Source organism: Paenibacillus sp. FSL L8-0708, assembly GCF_038009325.1.
Lineage (GTDB): Bacteria > Bacillota > Bacilli > Paenibacillales > Paenibacillaceae > Paenibacillus_AQ > Paenibacillus_AQ odorifer.
On sequence record NZ_JBBPBC010000001.1, the window covers coordinates 1,404,624 to 1,422,912 of the forward strand.

General features: G+C 50.3%; 21 protein-coding genes. 20 read left to right on the forward strand and 1 reads right to left on the reverse strand.

Annotated features, from left to right (window positions below; genetic code table 11):
* Window positions 1-205 precede the first annotated feature (205 nt).
* Both NYE58_RS06380 and NYE58_RS06385 read left to right on the forward strand, forming a co-directional pair.
* On the forward strand, window positions 206-1,579 hold the full coding sequence (locus tag NYE58_RS06380) for a portal protein (protein ID WP_341001363.1): 1,374 nt from the start codon (window positions 206-208) through the stop codon (window positions 1,577-1,579).
* 13 nt (window positions 1,580-1,592) lie between these two features.
* Entirely contained in the window at window positions 1,593-2,567 is a 975-nt protein-coding gene (locus NYE58_RS06385) for a hypothetical protein (protein WP_341001364.1), read from the forward strand.
* A gap of 19 nt (window positions 2,568-2,586) precedes the next feature.
* Here NYE58_RS06385 and NYE58_RS06390 read toward each other — a convergent pair whose 3' ends face one another.
* Window positions 2,587-2,733 (reverse strand): hypothetical protein, encoded by a 147-nt coding sequence (locus tag NYE58_RS06390; protein ID WP_341001365.1) that lies wholly within the window; start codon window positions 2,731-2,733, stop codon window positions 2,587-2,589.
* A 55-nt stretch (window positions 2,734-2,788) separates the two neighbouring features.
* On the opposite strand from NYE58_RS06390, the gene NYE58_RS06395 reads away from it, so the two are divergent.
* The 18 genes from NYE58_RS06395 (at window position 2,789) to NYE58_RS06480 (ending at window position 18,265) form a co-directional block, all read left to right on the forward strand.
* The gene (locus NYE58_RS06395) at window positions 2,789-3,394 is read left to right on the forward strand and encodes a phage minor capsid protein (RefSeq protein ID WP_341001367.1); all 606 of its coding nucleotides are present in this window, start codon (window positions 2,789-2,791) and stop codon (window positions 3,392-3,394) included.
* A gap of 107 nt (window positions 3,395-3,501) precedes the next feature.
* Window positions 3,502-4,179 (forward strand): phage scaffolding protein, encoded by a 678-nt coding sequence (locus NYE58_RS06400; RefSeq protein ID WP_341001369.1) that lies wholly within the window; start codon window positions 3,502-3,504, stop codon window positions 4,177-4,179.
* A 62-nt stretch (window positions 4,180-4,241) separates the two neighbouring features.
* Window positions 4,242-5,360, forward strand: a complete 1,119-nt coding sequence (locus tag NYE58_RS06405) for an SU10 major capsid protein (protein WP_341001371.1) — start codon at window positions 4,242-4,244, stop codon at window positions 5,358-5,360.
* Between the two features lie 49 nt (window positions 5,361-5,409).
* On the forward strand, window positions 5,410-5,793 hold the full coding sequence (locus tag NYE58_RS06410) for a hypothetical protein (protein WP_341001373.1): 384 nt from the start codon (window positions 5,410-5,412) through the stop codon (window positions 5,791-5,793).
* Complete coding sequence (locus NYE58_RS06415) at window positions 5,793-5,996, forward strand: hypothetical protein (protein WP_341001375.1); 204 nt, start codon at window positions 5,793-5,795, stop codon at window positions 5,994-5,996. The genes NYE58_RS06410 and NYE58_RS06415 overlap by 1 nt, the downstream gene beginning before the upstream one ends.
* A 14-nt stretch (window positions 5,997-6,010) precedes the next feature.
* Window positions 6,011-6,400, forward strand: a complete 390-nt coding sequence (locus NYE58_RS06420; RefSeq protein WP_341001378.1) for a hypothetical protein — start codon at window positions 6,011-6,013, stop codon at window positions 6,398-6,400.
* Window positions 6,400-6,720 carry a hypothetical protein gene (locus NYE58_RS06425; RefSeq protein WP_341001380.1) on the forward strand — a complete coding sequence of 107 codons (321 nt, stop codon included), beginning with the start codon at window positions 6,400-6,402 and terminating at the stop codon, window positions 6,718-6,720. Before NYE58_RS06420 ends, NYE58_RS06425 begins: the two co-directional genes overlap by 1 nt.
* On the forward strand, window positions 6,720-7,097 hold the full coding sequence (locus NYE58_RS06430) for a minor capsid protein (protein WP_341001382.1): 378 nt from the start codon (window positions 6,720-6,722) through the stop codon (window positions 7,095-7,097). The genes NYE58_RS06425 and NYE58_RS06430 overlap by 1 nt, the downstream gene beginning before the upstream one ends.
* Window positions 7,098-7,179: 82 nt before the next feature.
* Complete coding sequence (locus NYE58_RS06435) at window positions 7,180-7,710, forward strand: hypothetical protein (RefSeq protein ID WP_076141597.1); 531 nt, start codon at window positions 7,180-7,182, stop codon at window positions 7,708-7,710.
* A 59-nt stretch (window positions 7,711-7,769) separates the two neighbouring features.
* Entirely contained in the window at window positions 7,770-8,204 is a 435-nt protein-coding gene (locus NYE58_RS06440; protein ID WP_036679098.1) for a hypothetical protein, read from the forward strand.
* Between the two features lie 77 nt (window positions 8,205-8,281).
* A complete protein-coding gene (locus NYE58_RS06445; RefSeq protein ID WP_339811113.1) occupies window positions 8,282-8,506 on the forward strand; it encodes a hypothetical protein in 225 nt (74 codons plus the stop codon).
* A gap of 6 nt (window positions 8,507-8,512) precedes the next feature.
* Window positions 8,513-8,914, forward strand: coding sequence for a hypothetical protein (locus tag NYE58_RS06450; protein ID WP_341001385.1), 402 nt, complete (start codon window positions 8,513-8,515; stop codon window positions 8,912-8,914).
* Complete coding sequence (locus NYE58_RS06455; RefSeq protein WP_341001386.1) at window positions 8,911-12,693, forward strand: hypothetical protein; 3,783 nt, start codon at window positions 8,911-8,913, stop codon at window positions 12,691-12,693. The genes NYE58_RS06450 and NYE58_RS06455 overlap by 4 nt, the downstream gene beginning before the upstream one ends.
* Window positions 12,693-13,241, forward strand: a complete 549-nt coding sequence (locus NYE58_RS06460; RefSeq protein ID WP_341001387.1) for a phage tail domain-containing protein — start codon at window positions 12,693-12,695, stop codon at window positions 13,239-13,241. Before NYE58_RS06455 ends, NYE58_RS06460 begins: the two co-directional genes overlap by 1 nt.
* A gap of 95 nt (window positions 13,242-13,336) precedes the next feature.
* Window positions 13,337-13,741, forward strand: a complete 405-nt coding sequence (locus NYE58_RS06465) for a phage tail fiber protein (protein WP_341001388.1) — start codon at window positions 13,337-13,339, stop codon at window positions 13,739-13,741.
* Window positions 13,742-13,763: 22 nt separating this feature from the next.
* Window positions 13,764-14,579: an NUMOD3 domain-containing DNA-binding protein gene (locus tag NYE58_RS06470; protein ID WP_341001390.1), complete on the forward strand. Its 816-nt coding sequence runs from the start codon at window positions 13,764-13,766 to the stop codon at window positions 14,577-14,579.
* On the forward strand, window positions 14,551-17,646 hold the full coding sequence (locus NYE58_RS06475) for a hypothetical protein (RefSeq protein WP_341001392.1): 3,096 nt from the start codon (window positions 14,551-14,553) through the stop codon (window positions 17,644-17,646). The genes NYE58_RS06470 and NYE58_RS06475 overlap by 29 nt, the downstream gene beginning before the upstream one ends.
* Window positions 17,647-17,743: 97 nt before the next feature.
* Window positions 17,744-18,265: a phage distal tail protein gene (locus tag NYE58_RS06480; RefSeq protein ID WP_341001394.1), complete on the forward strand. Its 522-nt coding sequence runs from the start codon at window positions 17,744-17,746 to the stop codon at window positions 18,263-18,265.
* Window positions 18,266-18,289 lie beyond the last annotated feature (24 nt).

Genomic DNA, 18,289 nt, shown 5'->3' on the forward strand with positions numbered 1-18,289 from the left:
AAGGAGGACGATTAACATATCGAAGCTATTCGAACCCGGCGCTTATTACCCACCACCTGCACACGTACCGCGCCTCGCCAACTATAAACGCGGCAAGACAATATTCGACGGACGCCATCCGGAAATCTACGATCGAGCCTCGTCTCTACTAAAAGATACGCCGCATGCCGCGCAGCTTAAAACGCTGTTCATTGCGGTTAACTTGATGGATATTTTGCTGACGAAGCCGGCGGATTTGCTGACCGGTGAGCCGCCGACATATGAAGCGGGAACAGGCGCAGGCACACGCGAGCAGGAGCGCCTTGACTCGATCGTTGAAGAAAACGACTTGACGCAGATGGTTCACGAAATGGTAATCGGCGCGGGCTATCGGGGCGATTCGTTTATTAAGACGTATTATGACGCGCGAGCCGACGTCAGTGAAACGGAGGCACTCGGATTAGTACCGCCGAAGCCCATACTCGAACCGATTATAGAATCTGTGCGCGCGGATATTGTATTTCCGGAATTATCGACCGGCTCGCGGAAGAAGTTTAAGGCGATTAATATCGCGTGGGTCGATTGGGTTGAGGAACCAGGCGGAAAAATTGTCCGTTGGCTCTACGGTAAAGCTGCGTCATATGTACCGTATCTCGTAGTCGAGCGCCATATACCAGGCTATATCGTACATGAGCGCTATGAGCTTTCGGAGGCTGGCGTTAATAGCGAATGGGGCGTACCAATATCAACGTATTTAATCGGCGATAAAATTGCGACAGGACGCGAGGAAGACATAGAGCCTACCGGAACTGACCGATTACTCGTGCATCATATTCCGTATAAAAGCGTTGACGACCGTTGGGAAGGCATTAACGGAGTTGAGAAGCTAGAAAGTGTACTGAGTGCGATTAACGAGCGATTAGTACAGATTGATTATATTCTTTGGAAGCACAGCGACCCGTGGATGTATGGACCGGAAGACATCGGAGATGACGGCGAAGATAATGCGGGAACACTCCGCGGAGGCGGACGTTATATACCGGTTGCCAAGGAAGACGCGACTCCCGGTTATATGACGTGGGAAGGACAGCTAACCTCCGCTTTTACGGAACTAGACGTACTACTCGGACTCGTGTACCAAATGTCGGAAACGCCGCAATGGTTATTCGGAACAACGCTTGCCTCAGATAAGGGCGGAACCGGCACGTCTCATACGGATAGCGGCGCAATTAAAGCGCGCTTTATGCCGATTCTGGCGAAGGTTAATCGTATCCGCGCGCACGTTGACCGTGCTTTACGTGACGCAATATGGACCGCGATGCAGCTCGAAAACTACGCTAATAAAGACGTTGCCGGCTTCGTAAAGTACGATCCTGTTTACCCGAAGATCGAGTGGAGAGACGGGATTCCGTCCGATCCCAAAGAGGAAGCTGAGGTCTATCAGATACGCACAGGGGGAAAGCCTACGATCGACGTGCTCAGCGCGGTTAAACGATTGGACTCTATGTCAGACGCCCAAGCCGTAGAGGTAGTCAGCAGGATTGACGAAGACGAGCAGAAGGCGACCGGTACAGTAGACGCTTCTGTTTTTAATAGTTAGGGGGACTGCGGACGTGGCGGGAAAAGCCAGCAAGTGGAGCAAGGAGAAGGTAGTAGCGGCGATCCTTGCGCGAAGAGACGCGGGTCTTGGTGTGACAAGTAGTGAGATACGCAAGGATGACACACCTCTTCGAGGAGCTATTGCGACACATTTTGGAGGCACAGACGCGGCACTGCTTGCTGCGGGAATCGATCCAATAAGCGTTAAGCCGCTAACTTACTGGAATAAGCAGATGATCCGGACGGAGTTCTTACGAATTAGGGGCTCCGTTTCGTCTGTAAACGACCTGTCGCGGCAATATAGATCACTGGACCACGCGATAAGAAAGCATTATGGGACTTATGATGCACTATGCGATGACCTTGGGATTGATGTTACTACTATCCGAAAGCAAGTACGTGAGTGGAGCGGCGATGATCTTCTTGCGGTGCTTAGGGAGATGCGTGACGAGGGGCAGCCACTCAATATAACAAATGTACACGCCAGGTTTCCATCTATTCATCCGGTCGCTGTTAGGTGTTTTGGAAGCTACGAGAATGCTTTGGCGGAAATTGGTGAGAAGATACAAGACCATATATGCGAGATGAAGTTTGGGTCTTACCTCGGAAAGAAGTTCGAACGAAAGCTTAACGAAGCATTCGAAGCTTTGAATATGGGATACAAGTACCAGAAGAGGCTATGTGGCGGCAGTATAATGCCGGATTTTTGGGACGAGTCACGGAGGACATTCATTGACGCGAAGCTATCTTCTTGGACGGTATTTTGTTCATCGTCTATAGAGAAGTATTTACCGCATTGTAACAAACTCATTGTGGTGTATTTGCGCGGAGAGGAAATCGCACATGAGATTCCTAACTTAGAACTTAGACACGTTAGCCATTACTACCCAGCATTAGTTGAGACCGGAAATGAGGAACTCGTCAGTCAGTTTGAGGATATTCTGCGGGAAGCTTCTACCGAGCCCACTACGGAGGTGCTCGCAGCATGATCACGCCGCCAACGTACGATTACGAAGTCGCCGTCCTCGTCCGCGCATATAAATCCGCCATACTCGCAATCTCCTCGGAGCTCTCACGTTTAGACTTAACGGATTTATCCCGCGCTAATTCACGCGCCGCACTCGCCGAGGTTGCGGCTATTTTGCGTTCTCTCAACGCCGAGTCCGCCGAATGGGTCGCGAAGCATATTCCGCTGGCGGCTACGGACGGCGTGGCGCTGGCAATCGTACAGCTAGGCGCGGCGGAAACGTTAGAAGATGCGCAGAAGATCGTTAAGTTTAACCGGATTAATCGCGAGTTCGTCGCGTCGGCCGTTGCGGATACACAAGCGGATTTACTCGCGGTTACGCAGAACGTTGATCGCCGCGTTAAGTTGGCCATACGCCAAGCGACCGCCGATTCGATGCGTGCGAATTTAACGCGCGGGATTAACGGGAATCGTACGCTTAACGCTGACATTTTACAACGCATGAAAAGCACGCTAGGCAGCGCGGTTGATACCGGAATTATTGATAGCGCCTCGCGCAGGTGGGCTCCGGAAGCGTACGTTAAGATGCTAACGCGTACTAAGATGGCGGCGACACAGCGCGAGTCTACGATAAATGAGGCGGTTGGTCGCGGTGCTTATTACGGAGTGATTTCGAAGCATAATGCGGTAGATAAATGCCGCGAGTACGAAGGTATGATCGTTAAACTTACGCCGGATGCTCCGGGGAATTACCGTTATATTGGCGACTTACCGCGTAACGAGATTTTTCATCCATGTTGTGCCCACGTAGTAACTGCGATACGTGATCCGAAACTATTGGAGCAGTAAGGCTCCGCGTCCAGACGTGAATTGACGCGATAAACTTTACGGTTACTGACGCAACCTGCGTCAGACATACGATAGCCGACGGGCTCAAAACGGACGGAGGAAAACCGATGGAAAACGAAATTAAACGCTCACGATATCCGCTTAATCTTCAACTATTTGCGGAAGGCGATCCCGATCCGGACCCAACACCGCCAGCACCGGATAAGACGTTTACGCAGGCAGAACTCGACTTAATCGTAGCGGACAGGCTCGCGCGTGAGCGTAAGAAAGCGGAGAAATTCGCAGATTACGACGAATTGAAAACGAAGTTGACCGCGCTAGAACTGGCGGAAGCCGAACGTGCTAAAGCGGACTTGACGGAGGCGGAGCGCTTAACTGCCGATCTTGAAGCCGCACGCATAAAAGCGCAGGAAGCGGAGGAACGTGGAGCCGCCGCAATTACAACCGCTAATAAACGTTTGATTAATGCGGAGTTTAAGGCGTTGGCGCGCGAGAAGAACGTACCGGCTGACCGCTTAGCGGCTGCGCTGAAACTGGCGGATTTGAGCAGCGCGTCAGTAGATAACGAGGGTAACGCGATTGGCGTAAAAGAAGCGGTCGAGGCACTTATTGCGGCGGAACCATACTTAGTAGCGGAGACAAAGCCGAAGCCTATTGGCGGCGGGGGCGGAGGTAATCCGGACGAGGACGAGAGGAAGACGCTTGAGGCGCAGCTCTCAGAAGCACGAAAGGCGAAGGATTTCTCAAAGGTTATCGAAATCTCAAACAAACTAAACAAGAAGTAAGCCAAGGCTACGGATAATTCCAGGCCTTTTTATTTTAACCAAACTCAAGGGGGAACTCATTAATGTTAAAATCTTATGACTTTCAGGATCAGGTACGCCAGCTTGAAGCAGGTATTTCGCTTATTATCGACGATGCTCCAACGTTGCTTGGTCTTATCGGAATCGGAACCACTCCGCTATACCAAACGAAATACGAATGGATGTCGGATAACCTGAACTCTAACCGCGCCACAGCGGCTGCAGCGGCGCTAGTTGGCGCAACCTCGATTACGGTAGCGGAAGGCGATGGACTGAAATTCCGCGTCAACGCAATCGTAGTTATCGGCGAAGAGTATCTCCGTGTAACAGCCGTAGTGGGTGATGTAATCACGGTAGTACGTGGATATGACGGAACAACCGCAGCAGCGGTAGCTAATGGCGCAGAAATCCGCATCGTTTCCCGTCCGCAACTTGAAGGGGCGCTACCGGGCGTTGACGAAGGACATGACCGTCTGGTTGATTTCAACTACGCGCAGATTATCGAGCGTTATGCTGCCGTTTCTGGTACGCAGCAAAATGTCCGCACTTATAACGTTACCAACGAGCTCGACTATCAGGTGCAGCTTCGTTTGAAAGAGATCGCACGTGAGCAAAACGACTGGCTGATCTACGGTCGTCGTATTGACGCAGGCGCAGGAACTCCGCGTACAACTGGCGGATTGCTTTACTTCGCGGATAAGAAGGGTGCAGCTAAACAGAACGCGAACGGCGGTGAAATCAGTCCGAAGATGCTGAACGATCTCGCTGAAAAAGTGTACCAACGCGGCGGTTCCGTTAATACGATTCTGACTAATACTGCAGGTGCTCGTCAGATTACGAAATTCGCTTCGGACACTATCCGCACTGAGCGTACCGACACCGCGACTGGACATAAGATTCAAACGTTCGTGTCCGATATCGTAGGCGGTTCCGTTGCGACTGTCATCGTCGATCCAAACTTCCCGAAAAATAAGATCGCATTGTTCGACCGTGATATCTTGTCGATTAATCCGCTGAGTGGTCGCGGTCTGTTTGATATGGATGCAACCGTTCCGGGAGCTGACTTTGTAGCGCGTCAGATTCGTGGAGAGTACGGCGTAACGGTGAAAAATGCGGCTGAAAAAATCGCAATCCTTGAGAATATCTCTACATCAGTATCTTAATAACGCGGGGAGCTTCGGCTCCCTTTAATCTTACGGAGGTGAACGAATAGTGGCAATATCAGACCGCGACAAAGAGCGCCTAAACCTCGTTAGCCCCGCAGCTAATGATTTAGGGCTTGGCGATATCATCCAAGATTTGCAGGGAGGTACGGGAGGCGGCGCTAGTACTGTAACGGCTGCGAATATTACAGATGCAACTACAATCGGACGTAACGTTATCAAAGCGATAGACTCAGCAGCTGCTCGTACAGCGATTGGTGCAGGGACGTCCTCACTAGCACTCGGTGCTACCGCAGCAACAGCGGCCGCCGGAAACCACGTACACGCGGCGAACACGATAACCGCAACGGCGATCGGACCAGGAACCGCGACCAATGTACAGGGAATTCTCGCGGAATTGGCTGCGCGAATTGTGGCGTTGGAGGCGAAGTAATGGCTAAGTACAGCGCAAGCCCATTATACTCCGTTGCTAGCGGAATTGAATTTAACGCGGACGGCACATATGTAACGGAAGTCGCGGAGGAGATAGCGTTGTTAGACTCGCTGGTCCCAACGTGGATAAAACGAGAAGACCCGGAGGAACCCGTTAAGCCAGCGCCTAAACCGCGAAAGGCTGCGAATACCTCCGCAAAATAACGGGAGGTGGTTACGTGGCAACTACGGTAGAAGACGCAACAGCGTATATCAACGTGAACTGTATATCGATTGAGGATTGGACGGACGCAGACGACGCCAAAAAACTACGGATAGTTAACGTGGCAGGACGGACGCTGACGAACAAATACGCTCAATATACGATACCGGACGCGGCTGTATACGAATATGCAAATGAACTCGCGATCGCGTTTAACGATACGAACGCGCTGCAGCAACAAGGCGTAGCGAGCTTCGGATTGACCGGAGTCGCGAATTTTACGTTTAAGGATTGGGCGAAAACGGGCCTTGACGCATGGATACCGGACATCGCGCTCGAACTCATTAGCGCGGAAAATGGCGGCGTTAAACTCGGACGTAAGACCTCGAAGTGGGTGACGATGTAATGGCGCTAATACCGCTGAGACAGACCGTCACAATTACGCCGTTTACCGGATATGATCCGGATTATAACGAGCCGTCATACGGTACTCCTTACGCGCAGAAATGCCGCTTTAGTGAGGCGGTTAAACTCGTACGCAATCAACATGGCGCGGAAGTCGTAAGCGTCGGCACGTTTTACTTCGATAAGCTCGCAGACATTTCGCTCGACGATCGCCTTACGTACACCAACGAACTATTAGCGGAGATAACGTACACGCCACTCGCAATCAGCGTTAAACGGGCGCTCAACGGTAAGCCGCTAATAACGGAGGTGGACGTATAATGGCGCTAACTTTGACGGGTTTAACCGCAGCGGTGCGCGTAGCAATGCCAGGGATCACCGTAGTCGGCAACGACTTTATTGCGGATAATCCGGATGATTGTGCGTATGTGCGAATAACAGGCGGTCCGCCTCCGAAAGAGTGGTCGTCCGTTGCGTATCCGTCGTTTCAAGTTATTATTCGAGCGAAGAAGTCGGCGGATGCCGAAGCGAAAGCTAACGTATTATTCGAGGCGCTGCACGGTAAGGCGGAGTTTACGATCGGGACTACGCGCGTCGTTAAGTGCCTGGCGGATCAGTCGGCGCCGTGGTATCTCGGACCTGACGCGAATAACCGAGCGCTATATTCCGTGAATTTTACGCTAACAACGTCGCTATAAACGCAGGGCTGTCCGTTATCGGGCGGCTCTTTTTTGTTGTGCTACGCAGTACACAAATATAAACATAAGGGGATCTGTGAGAATGTCACAAAACTTTAGCAAGATCGAGGTAGGCCCGGCGATAGTCGAATACGGCACAGGACTAACGGCGGTCAAATTCGAAACGACCATCGGCGGCGTCGTCTTCACAACGGAGACTACTTATCGCGAACAGAAGACGGACCAAACCGGTGAGACCATCGTCGGTAAGCGCGTAACCGGACGTAATGTAAGCGTGACGGTACCGTTCGGCGAGTATGATCTGCCAACTATTCCGAAGATTATGGCGGGTGCGGAAGTTGTAACAGGCGCAGGTGGTTCGAAGGTTGTTGTTAAGACTGGCGTAGGCCTTAACTTGATTGACACCGCAAAGCAAGCCGTCATTAAGCCATTGGCGAAACTGACTGATCCGGACTTTTGGATTACGATTCCGCTGGCGTACAGCGAGACGGATTTATCTTATTCGTTCAACAACGAAAATGAGCGCATCACAAACGTAACACTCCGGTCAACTCCGGATGAAGACGGAGTTATTGCGATTCTCGGTGACGAAACAATCACTGCAACACCGTAAATATCACGTTGAAAGGGGCGCTTAATTGCGCCTCTATTTCTTTATAAGGAGCGAATATAATGCAGATTTTTAAGCGTTCAGATAAAGCGGAAGTACCCGCGCCAAATATCGTAATTGACCCCAACGTAATCCAGCTCGGAGACAGAACGGTAAAGGTGCGGAAGGTAGCGGTCGGACAATGGCGCGAACTATTTGCCGCTGTTAATATGCTACCGGAATTGATTATGGGCGTTATGTCAGCGCCAGCCGAGAACCGCGTAGCTTACTTATTCGCGTTCATCGAGCACGCGCTAAATGACGTCGTTCAAGTGGTCAGCGTATTGACCGGATTCGAACCGGAGTGGATCGAGGCAAACGTAGCGCCGGACGAATTGATGGAGTATTTTACCGCCGTTGCGCGCGTTAACAACTTCGGCGGCCTCTTAAAAAACGTGCAAGGCGCTCTGCAACTCGCGAACCTGCAGACGGGAGTAGCGGAAGCGAGCGCCGAGTAACGATAGACGAATTTTTTATTGACGCAGCCGTACGCCTCGGTAAAACGCAGGTCGAGTTCGAACGCGGATATTACGTTATGGATTTACTCGACGTGCTGGATGCGGATAAGCGGCGTAAGGCCGGCGAAACATTAGACGCGCTAAATGTTAATGTCATGTCGCATACGACTAACGTGGAGGACTACCGCAAGTTTACGACGGGGCTGCAACGTGAAGCCGGATTCGCAACGCAGAGTACGCCGAAGTTTGACGAGGCCGGATTTAAACTATTACGCGATCAGATGAGCGCGGGGAGGGTGTGACGGACGATGGATTTTCGTATGGAAACGGCGGCGCTACGTCAGTTTTTAGAGCGTCAGAAAACGCGGGTACTTGACGGAGCGACCATCGGATTGCACGACGCTACCGACCACTTACTCGTGGCATCGCGTAATGAGGCTCCGTTAGATACCGGTACATTGCGGATGACGGCCGGCAAGAAGGTAGCGAATGAGAACGGACGGATATACGGTGAGGTATTTTATTCCGCAACGGAAACGGGTCCCTCTGGTGCGCGCTTTAATTATGCGCTACGTGTACATGAGATGGGCGAGTATAAGAATCCGACAACGCCTGGCACTCGTCCGAAGTTCTTATCGCGACCACTCCGAACGAATGAACGGATATATAAACAGTTTATCGCGGATGCAGTAAGGAGGGCGCTAAGATGAGTACAGGCGGTACAAACGTAGGTGAAATTCAGGCGCGGATTACGCTTGATATAGCGGAGTTTCGGCGTAACTTAGACGAAGCGAGGCGCCGGATACAGGAACTCGAAGATCAAAGTAGACGCGGTGCGGACGGCATGCGCGATATGTCTTCCGCGTTAGCCGGGATAGGTGCAGGCGCGGCCCTTACGAAGCTCGTTTCCGAGATGAAGCAAGCGGTTGACGCAGCTACGAAGCTGTACAACGCTTTTCAAGGTTTAAACGCTGTGGCAAAGGGCTTCGGAGTTCAGACGAAAGATGCGCAACAGGCCGCGCAGGATTTAGCCAAGCGTGGGTTCTTATCTCTGACCGAATCGGTATTAGCGTATAAAACCGCCATGTCAACCGGTTTAGGGTTGGAGCAGTCTACAAAGCTCATTAACTCCCTCGCGGATTCAGCAGCCTACAATAGACAATCCTTCTACACAATGGGCGGCGCTATCCAAGCGTCACTTGATGGTATCAAGAACGGTAACTCGGTACTGTCTGATGCGGTCGGCGTTACGAAGAATCTATCCGTTATGCAAAAGGAATACGCACGAACGATCGGAACGACGGCGGGCAGATTGACCGATGCGCAGAAGATCCAAGCTGCGTATAACGGATTTATCAACGAGGGCGCGATATTCACCGGAAATGCGGACCAAGCGATGCAAGATTTCACCGGCACACAAGCGCGGTTCACTGCCGCAACGGACGAAGCAACGGTTGCGTTCGGACAAGCGTTCACACCGCTGTTTAAAACCGTACTCGAAACGTTGACTCCGACAATCATTGCGCTCGCCGAGTTTACCACCGAAAATAAAGCGCTTGTCTCCGCTGCCGCTGCGAGTTCGGTTGGCGTGTTAGGTTTGGTCGCCATTCTCGCGACAGTACCGCCCGTGATTAAACTTATCTCAGGCGCGATAAAGTCGTTAGAACTAGCAGCCGGTCCGGTAGGGTGGGCAATTCTCGCAGTCGGCGCATTAGCGGGAGGGATCGCCTATCTAACAACAGCGCAATCAGAAGCCGCTAATTCAGCGAAGGAACTCGCGAAGGCACAGTCCGACCTCAATGCGGTATTAAATAAGCGGGATATTGATCGCACGGCTGCGGATGTCGAAGAGTTAAAGGTAAAAACGGAGGAGCTAACGCCTGTCCTCGAAGAACGCGCGCGGCTACAAGAGCGGTTAAACGAGCTTCAGGCGGCTCAAAAGGCAGGCACAGCACTTCCGGAAATGTATACGGAACTTCCCGATATTATCGATGCAATCAGTATACTCGACGATAAGCTCGAAGACCTCGGTTACACTGGCGTAGAGAATGCGACGCAGAAGCTCGGAGAAATGAACGCGGTCATAGATAAAGGTGTTATCGCGATATCCGCTCAGGATAAAGCGGAGTATGCAGCCCTTGCTACGAAAAAGCAGACGCTAAAGGAAATGTCCGCAATGGCTGCGGAATTTAAAACGCTTAACGCAGCGCAGGATCTGGACGCATCGCAGAAAAGCCGCCTCGTTGATATTACGCAGAAGTTAGTCGAGCAGTATCCGGAATTGAACGCTCAACAAGGCGAGGACGGAAGAATTCGCGCTAGTAACATCGATGTAATTATCGACCAAATTGCGACGGACAAGCGTTTTACAGACATGGCCGCCGATAACAGCGTGGCGCGTATACGTAATTCCGCTAAAGAAAGTGAAGCGGTAGCAAAATCAATACAGACGCAAATTGATAACTACACGCGGCTAATAAAGGCGATGGCAGCCGTATCCGGTACAAAGGCAGGAACTTTTGAGGAAGATATGGCGGCAAAGGCGGAGGCTGACAAGCGCAAAAAATCGGGCAACGTTATGGACATCGTGACTAATGGCGCGCTGGGGATGATGGTGGGGTCCGGAGCATCTAAAGAACTTGAAAAGCAACGAGACGACGCACTTAAAGAGCAGCAGAAGTATTCCGACGCAGCTCGTGATCTCGAAAAGCTGGCCGCCGAGGTTGAAACGGGAACCCAAACGTTCACGAAGGATATAATCACGCCAGATGCCCCGAAAGCGGCGAAGGGAAAGAAGGAAAAGACGGGCAAAACTCCGGCTGAACTCGCTGCTGAGCTACGCGAGAAGTTATACAATGCTGACCTAAAGACCGTCCAGTTCCAAGCGGATTTTTACGATATGACGGCGGATCAACAGATAGCGAAATACGATGCGCTTAAGAAGAAACACGCTACGTTCTTAAAGGAGTCCGTAGATGACGCGCGGACGTTAGCTCTCCAACTTAAGCGGCTCGGGGAAGACACCGTTCAATCGCGCTATGAATTCTCGACGACCGCGATCGAACAGGAATCACGCCGGATGGAAGACGCAGGTAAGACGGAACGCGAGATCGCTAACCAAAAGCTGTACCTGTGGCAAAACGTTCGTGGACGCTACGAAAAGGATTCCGAGTACTACAAGCAGGCGGATGAGCACGCACGTCAAGCCCGTAAGGACCTCGCGTCAGCTACGGTAAAAGAGACAAAGGACACGTATGATAAACGCGTGGATTTAATCGCGAAAGAAGTACGTAGGCTCGAAGATTCCGGCGCGGCGGAGGCTGACGTTACAGCGTACAAGATCGCAGAATGGACGAAGCTACGGGAACAGTATGCGAAGGACAGCACGTATTATGCGCAGGCTGACGAACAACTCTACAATCTCCGTAAATCCCTTACGAAGCTGACGCAGGATCTCGCAACCGACCTCGTTAAGACGCAGAAAGCCGCAATTAAGGACGCAAAGGATGCGGAGCTTAAAGCGATCGAGGAACGTAAGGACGCCGCGTTAGCCGATTATGACGCGCGGATTGACGCTATTCAGCGTTTACGTGACGCCAACAAAGAGCTTAATGTTGACGCCGATTACGAAACGCAATTAGCGGAGAAACAGACGCGCTTAGCGGAGTTACAGTCAGCGGTCGGTCAGCCGGGCATTGACGAACGTGATGCGCTGCTTAAAGAGATCGCGCGCATGCAACTCGAACACGACCGCGAATTAACCGACCGTACACTCGCGGATCAGCAAGACGCGCTCAAGGACGAAAAGGACGCGCAGACGAAAGCGTACGAAGCGGAGAAGACCGCAGCCGAAGCGCAGTACGACGCATTAACGGCGGCATTTGATGCGTACTCAGGCGATATCAAATCGATAGAGGACGGAATCGCAGCGTATCGTGTTAGCGCAAGTGGCTCGGCGAATAACGCGATCCTCACGGAGCTTGACGGATTCCTGACGCAATATCGCGCGAAGATGGCGAGCATTACGCGGATAAACGCGGAGTCGAAGAAGGCGTCCGACCTCGCTGAGTATAACGCGAATAAAACCGCGTGGACAGCGGCGAAGGCGAGCGGTAATACGGCGGAGATGGCGCGGCTTAACGCACGTAACGAGGAGCTACGGAAATTGTACGGAGTATCCGAGGATACTGGCGTGTTGCAGGCGTTCAAGGACGGCGGCATCGTTAAGGGCGCACCTGGCGCGGCTGTTCCGGTTATAGCGCACGCGAACGAGATGTACCTTAATCCGCAGCAGCAAGCGACGCTATTCGATATGATCGCAAGCCCGCGTATGTCGCCGCAAGCACCTGCGTCAGTTACGAATATTACGCAGCATATCGATCTAGGCGTAGATGAAGTTACACTCGCGGATAAAGCCGATATCGCTACGTTCTATGACGAACGGACTCGCGCGCTATCCCGCCTGCAATCGATGGGGGTGAAGGAATAGTGGCGTACGATGTAGCGGTAAATGGCGTTTGGTTATCGGAGCACGGAGCCGCGCTATACGAACGTAACTTACCGGTCTTGCCGGAAACCGAAGACAACACGGTCAAGCTCGCGAATACGGACGGCGTCGTTGATTTCGGCGCTTCCTACGGACCACGTACGATTGGACTAACGTTCGAGATTACGTCATCGGCTGCGGAGTTTCATCGGACATTAGCGTACTTAGCGCGGACGTTTAATGCTAAGCGCGGAGAGATTACGCTTGAGTTTGCGGATATGCCCGGCAAGTATTACGTAGCGACATACGCAGGTACGCTCGCGCTCGGTGCGACTGGATCGCGTTTGATTGACGTTAATCTGCGCATGAATGATCCGTGGCCGACCGGTAGCGAAGTGCTTACGGAGTATACGATAGATACGTCATGGCAAGCGGTGGCGATCGAATCGGAAGCGGATGTAAGGGCGCGACCAGTTATTACGATGGCGAATACGGGGTCGACTACGGTTAACGGATTTACGCTAACGAACGAATATACGCTCGAAGATTAAACGAAGGAAACGCGGAGGGTTCGGCAATTATGCCGGGCCTTTTTTGCGTTGATCAAACAGCGCGATCTTAGCGCAATAATAGGAGGAAACGAATAATGGCGATGCAAATTTCGAACTATCTGAGCGCGGCGCTACTTAACGCGGCTTTACGCAATACGGCGTTTACCGGACCGGCTACCGTTTACATTGCGCTATATAAATCGGACCCAACGGCGGCGGATACCGGCACGGAGGTAACCGGCGGATCATACGCACGGCAGGCAGTTACATTCGGAGCGCCGACGCTCGTTAGTGGGCAGCAATCCGTAGCAAATACCGCAGAAGTCGTATTTCCCGTTGCTACTGCGGATTGGGGACTCGTAACGCATATCGGATTACGTACGGCGGCGACTGGCGGCTCTTTACTATGGACGAAACCGCTGGATAATCCGCGTACATTACTCGTTGGCGACCGTCCGAGATTCGCGATATCAAGTACATCGGTTAAATTCACGCAGTAATAACGGAGAGGGGAACGAATAGATGGCGGTCGATAAGCACACGGTGGGAATTTATACGATAACAAATACAGTTAGTGGTAAAACCTACGTGGGACAAAGCTCACGCGTAGGAACTCGGTGGAAGGTGCATGTACGCCTTTTAAACGCAGGGAAACACGAAAACCCTGCGCTACAACGTGCTTGGACTAAGTACGGTTCGGCCGCCTTCGATTTCGCTCTTATTGAAGAATGCAGCGTTGAATCATTAGATGAACGGGAGATTTATTATGTGAAAAAGTTTGACTCTTATACTAAGGGCTATAACTGCGATCTAGGAGGATCACAGGGTCGTGGTTATGTGGTTTCTCTTGAGTCCAGACAGAAGATGAGTGCCGCTAAAAAGGGCAGGCCCAGCACTATGAAAGGTAAGAAACATTCAGAGGAAGCAAAGGCAAATATGCGAGAAGGACATAAGAATAGACCTCCGGTGTCTGATGAAACTCGCATGAAATTATCAGAAGCAGCCAAAGGTAAAGTTCCTACCGAAGAGGCTAGACGAAAAAGCGGAGATGCTCGCAGAGGAAAGCCGAGACCGATTGAGCAGATGCGCGCGGCCTGGGAAGCTACCCGAGGCAAGCCGTTATCCTTGGAGCGTAAGGAAAAGATACGGAAGGTAACCAACGCAACAGCACTGGAAATTTACTATAAGGCAACAAGCGGGGAAGGAACGTCGGACTTGGCTAAAGAGTATGGGCTGCATGTGCAGACAATAAGGGACATCAAAGGCTTGAGACGTAGATTTGCAGAGTTAGAAGTAGGAGGTGCTGATAATGATACAGATGTTTCCTGCAGCGCCTAATTCTCCGGCGACGGAACTATCGGCAGCAATTACGGATATTCAGACGACAATTACGTTGCTCGATGCGTCGAAGCTACCGGACGCTCCGAATATTGCGACGATTGGCGTAGATGAGAGCGCGGAGACTGTGCGGTACGAAGGGAAAAGCGGAAATGACCTGACGGGAGTTACGCGCGGATTTAGCGGGACAGTTGCGAAGGCGTGGGCGGTTGGCGTCGGAGTGGCGCGATATTTTACGGCGTACGATGCGGATGCGCTGCGGGAGAATGTGGCGGAGCATAGTGCGCAGTTGGCGGATACCACTCAAGAAATAGTGAGCTTATCCTCTCACATTGATACACAATTAGCAACAAAGGCAACAAAAGCTGAACTAATAAGTGGACTTGCTCCTAAAGCAGATCAGTCCTATGTAGATACGCAATTTGCAAATATAGTCAGTGGGGCTCCTAAAGGGACTTACACAACGCTTTCTGCCTTACAAGCAGCCCTACCAACAGGTGCAGAAGGAACGTTTCTAGTTTTGGAAGATGGGAAATGGTACTTTTGGAATGGCACAGCGTGGGCTTCTGGCGGTGTTTATCAAAGCACAAAGATTCCTGATGGTGGAGTAGACTATATTAAATTAGATATTAATCCAGTCGTAGGAGTCACTGGAATAAACCTGTTTAATAGGCTGAGAGTCACAAAAGGACACTATGTTAGCCCTGATAATGGTCTATTGATAGCTGCATCGGGTTTTGTCACAAGTGACTATATTAATATCCTTTCTAATACTGCCTATCACAAAAACACCTATAATATGCTAGCCTTTTACGATGTGCATAAAGTATTTATTAGCGGTATTCCAAACGGCGATAATTACGCTTTCGTAACTCCCAGTAATGCAGCGTTCTTGCGCATGACTGTTGCTACGTCTGTTATAGACACTGCACAACTGGAATTAGGAAGTGTAGAAACTGCCTACGAAGACGGGGCACCGAGAATTAAAGCGGCACAGATCAAAGATCTCGAAAGCATCTATACTGGTATAAGTAAAGTGTTTGCATGGAGAGAAGTAAGTGTTTTGGACACGAATGTAATTGATTTAGGCATAAAGCCTGTATTTCAAAGTTATAAAACAGGAAAATATATCTTTTTTGATATCTCTGGAGCCGGTCCACATATCTCTCTGATGGATGGTCATCATCTCGTGTTAGAGTGGGACGAAAACAAAGCCATTACAGAAACTGCAGGTTATAGCAGGTTAAGAGTCGTGCCTGTAGGCTCTGATTTGCCAGTTAATTATCATGTTATTGCTTCAAATATTGTGGACGTTCTCACAAGTCCTATTCCCTCAATTCAACAGGCAATATATAAATTTCACAATCCGTTTCCAGCGCTTCGAACAACAGAGATATTTGCTTGGAGAGATGCAACAATAACTGACGTTAATGTGATTTCTTTAGGATTAAAGCCTGTATTTCAAAGCTATAGTACAAGTGAGTTCTGCTATTTTAATAACGAGGAACACAATTTTACTTATAGTGTACCCGATGGGCAGCATCTAGTATTGAATTGGGTGGATACGTCTACTGTTACGGAGACTACCGATGTCAGTAGGTTGCAACTTATACCTATTAATAGTGATTTGTCATCAGATTACCATGTCATTGCGACATATGTCGGTGGAGTTCTCACAAGTCCTATCCCCTCAATTCAACAGGCTATCTATAAGTTCAGAAATCCGTTTCCTGATATTGTTGAAAAAGTTCGACCGTTAACTATTTCTAAAAATCTCCGATCAATGGCACCTCTGTACTTCCGAAAGCACAAGAAGCAGATTGAGGACGTAGTAGTTTTACTCATGGGTGACAGCATTAGCACAACTAATCACTACACTACTCCACGCACAGATGCGATGTTCAGACCGCCCTTAATGGTTGAACATGCTTATGTGACAAATATAGAGGAACAGTTAAGATGGGATGGGCAACGATACTATAGGTATGACACAGGCATTTTCACAGAGACATCTAGCACCGCAGTGACAAAGGACTATGATCTTGCTTGGGATTGGGTAGGAACTACAGAGGCTAATCTTTATGCTATAAATAATAGACCTGCATTGACGAGAATATTAGAAGGAACTAATGCTAAGGTAAGCTATACAGTTCCGTCAGGAGTCAAACGATGTGATTTTATTTATCGTACCGATTACCTAAATGCAGCAACTGCCACAGTGACTGTAAGCAGTGGTAATGAAGTACTTCAGGTATACAACGAGTCCTCCAGCGCATGGGTTGAGGCTAATGGATATAGTTATTCTGCTAAGGAAGTAGATGAACTTCTGCCGGGCAATCTCCGCAGATCAGCATACCAAAAGCGGTTGAAAATGAAGGTTGTGGGGGCGCTTGGGACAACGATTGTAACTATAACGAACAACGGCAGCGGACGTTTAACGTATTGGGGCATTCAAACAGGTATTCGTGAGTTTATGCATGATTTTATCCTTTCATCACGCGGAGGTCATTCAATCGCGCGGTTGGAAAACTTCGAGGCATGGGACGTAGATTATTACAAGCCAAACCTGATCTTGTGGGAGCTACCAATCCTAAATGAAAATATGGATGTGGCCAACGCTGATTACAGTCCGAAAAATATGGGTGCTGCAACAACGATCAACTTTGCAACTCGGTTTTTAACGAAGGCAAATCAGTTGAAGAGTAAGACGTACACGCCAGAACTTATTAGTTGGGTGATGTTTTTCGGCACAGGTAATAACGCCATAGATGGAAACAATAACTGGGCATATGGTGTTTGCGATAACGGAGAACGTGTATCGGTTCCTAACTACATCTCAAGAACCATATCTGAGTTCGACGAGAATAATCTGTACTTAATTGATCTGTTCAGTTTGTATATGGATTATGCTCGTAAGCGAAGCGTCTCAGAAGGCGGCTCTATTAGAGATATCGTACTATCTGGCACAGGAGTAGCGGGAAGCTCTTTAACTATTGACGGTGGTCATTTCAATGATCTGGGCGCTGCAATAACAACGGAGATGTTCGGTAGTTTCTTTTTACAGTGAGACCGTAGGACCATACTGCGCATTAACTCGCACCACGTAAGCCCCCGTCATCACACGCGGGGGTTTATTTACGTTACACGAAAGGAGACGCACGCCTATGTCGTTTCTCGGCGCATTCAACCGCGCGCCCTTTAATCGCCCTTACGTTATCCAAACGTTCTTCAACGTTACGATCGAATCGGCAACGGAAGCCGCCGCAAGCCTAAACGCTGACTTCGCGGTCGGTATCGTTTTTGACACAGCGACAGAAGTTAACGGAGCCCCAACGCGCGACATCCCGTCCGCCGCAGTATTCGAATCGGCTACGGAATTACTTACGTCAATGATCCGTGAACGCCTACACACGGCCGGCATCCGGTCAGCTACGCAATTCAGCGCAAAAGTCCGTTACATGCACGTCGATAAGCTCGCGTTTACCGGCGGCTTTAATCCCGGCGATAAACTCGTAATCGACGTTAAGAAACAGACGATTACGCTAAACGGAGTTAACGCGATCCACTTACTCGACGGAGACTTCTTCGAACTCGGACTCGGACTAAACGAAGTCACCTACGCAGATAACGAAGCAGCACGCGAAATCCTAACGCGCATTACGCATCGTGACCGCTATCTATATTAACGCGCAATTGCGCTAGCAAAAGGA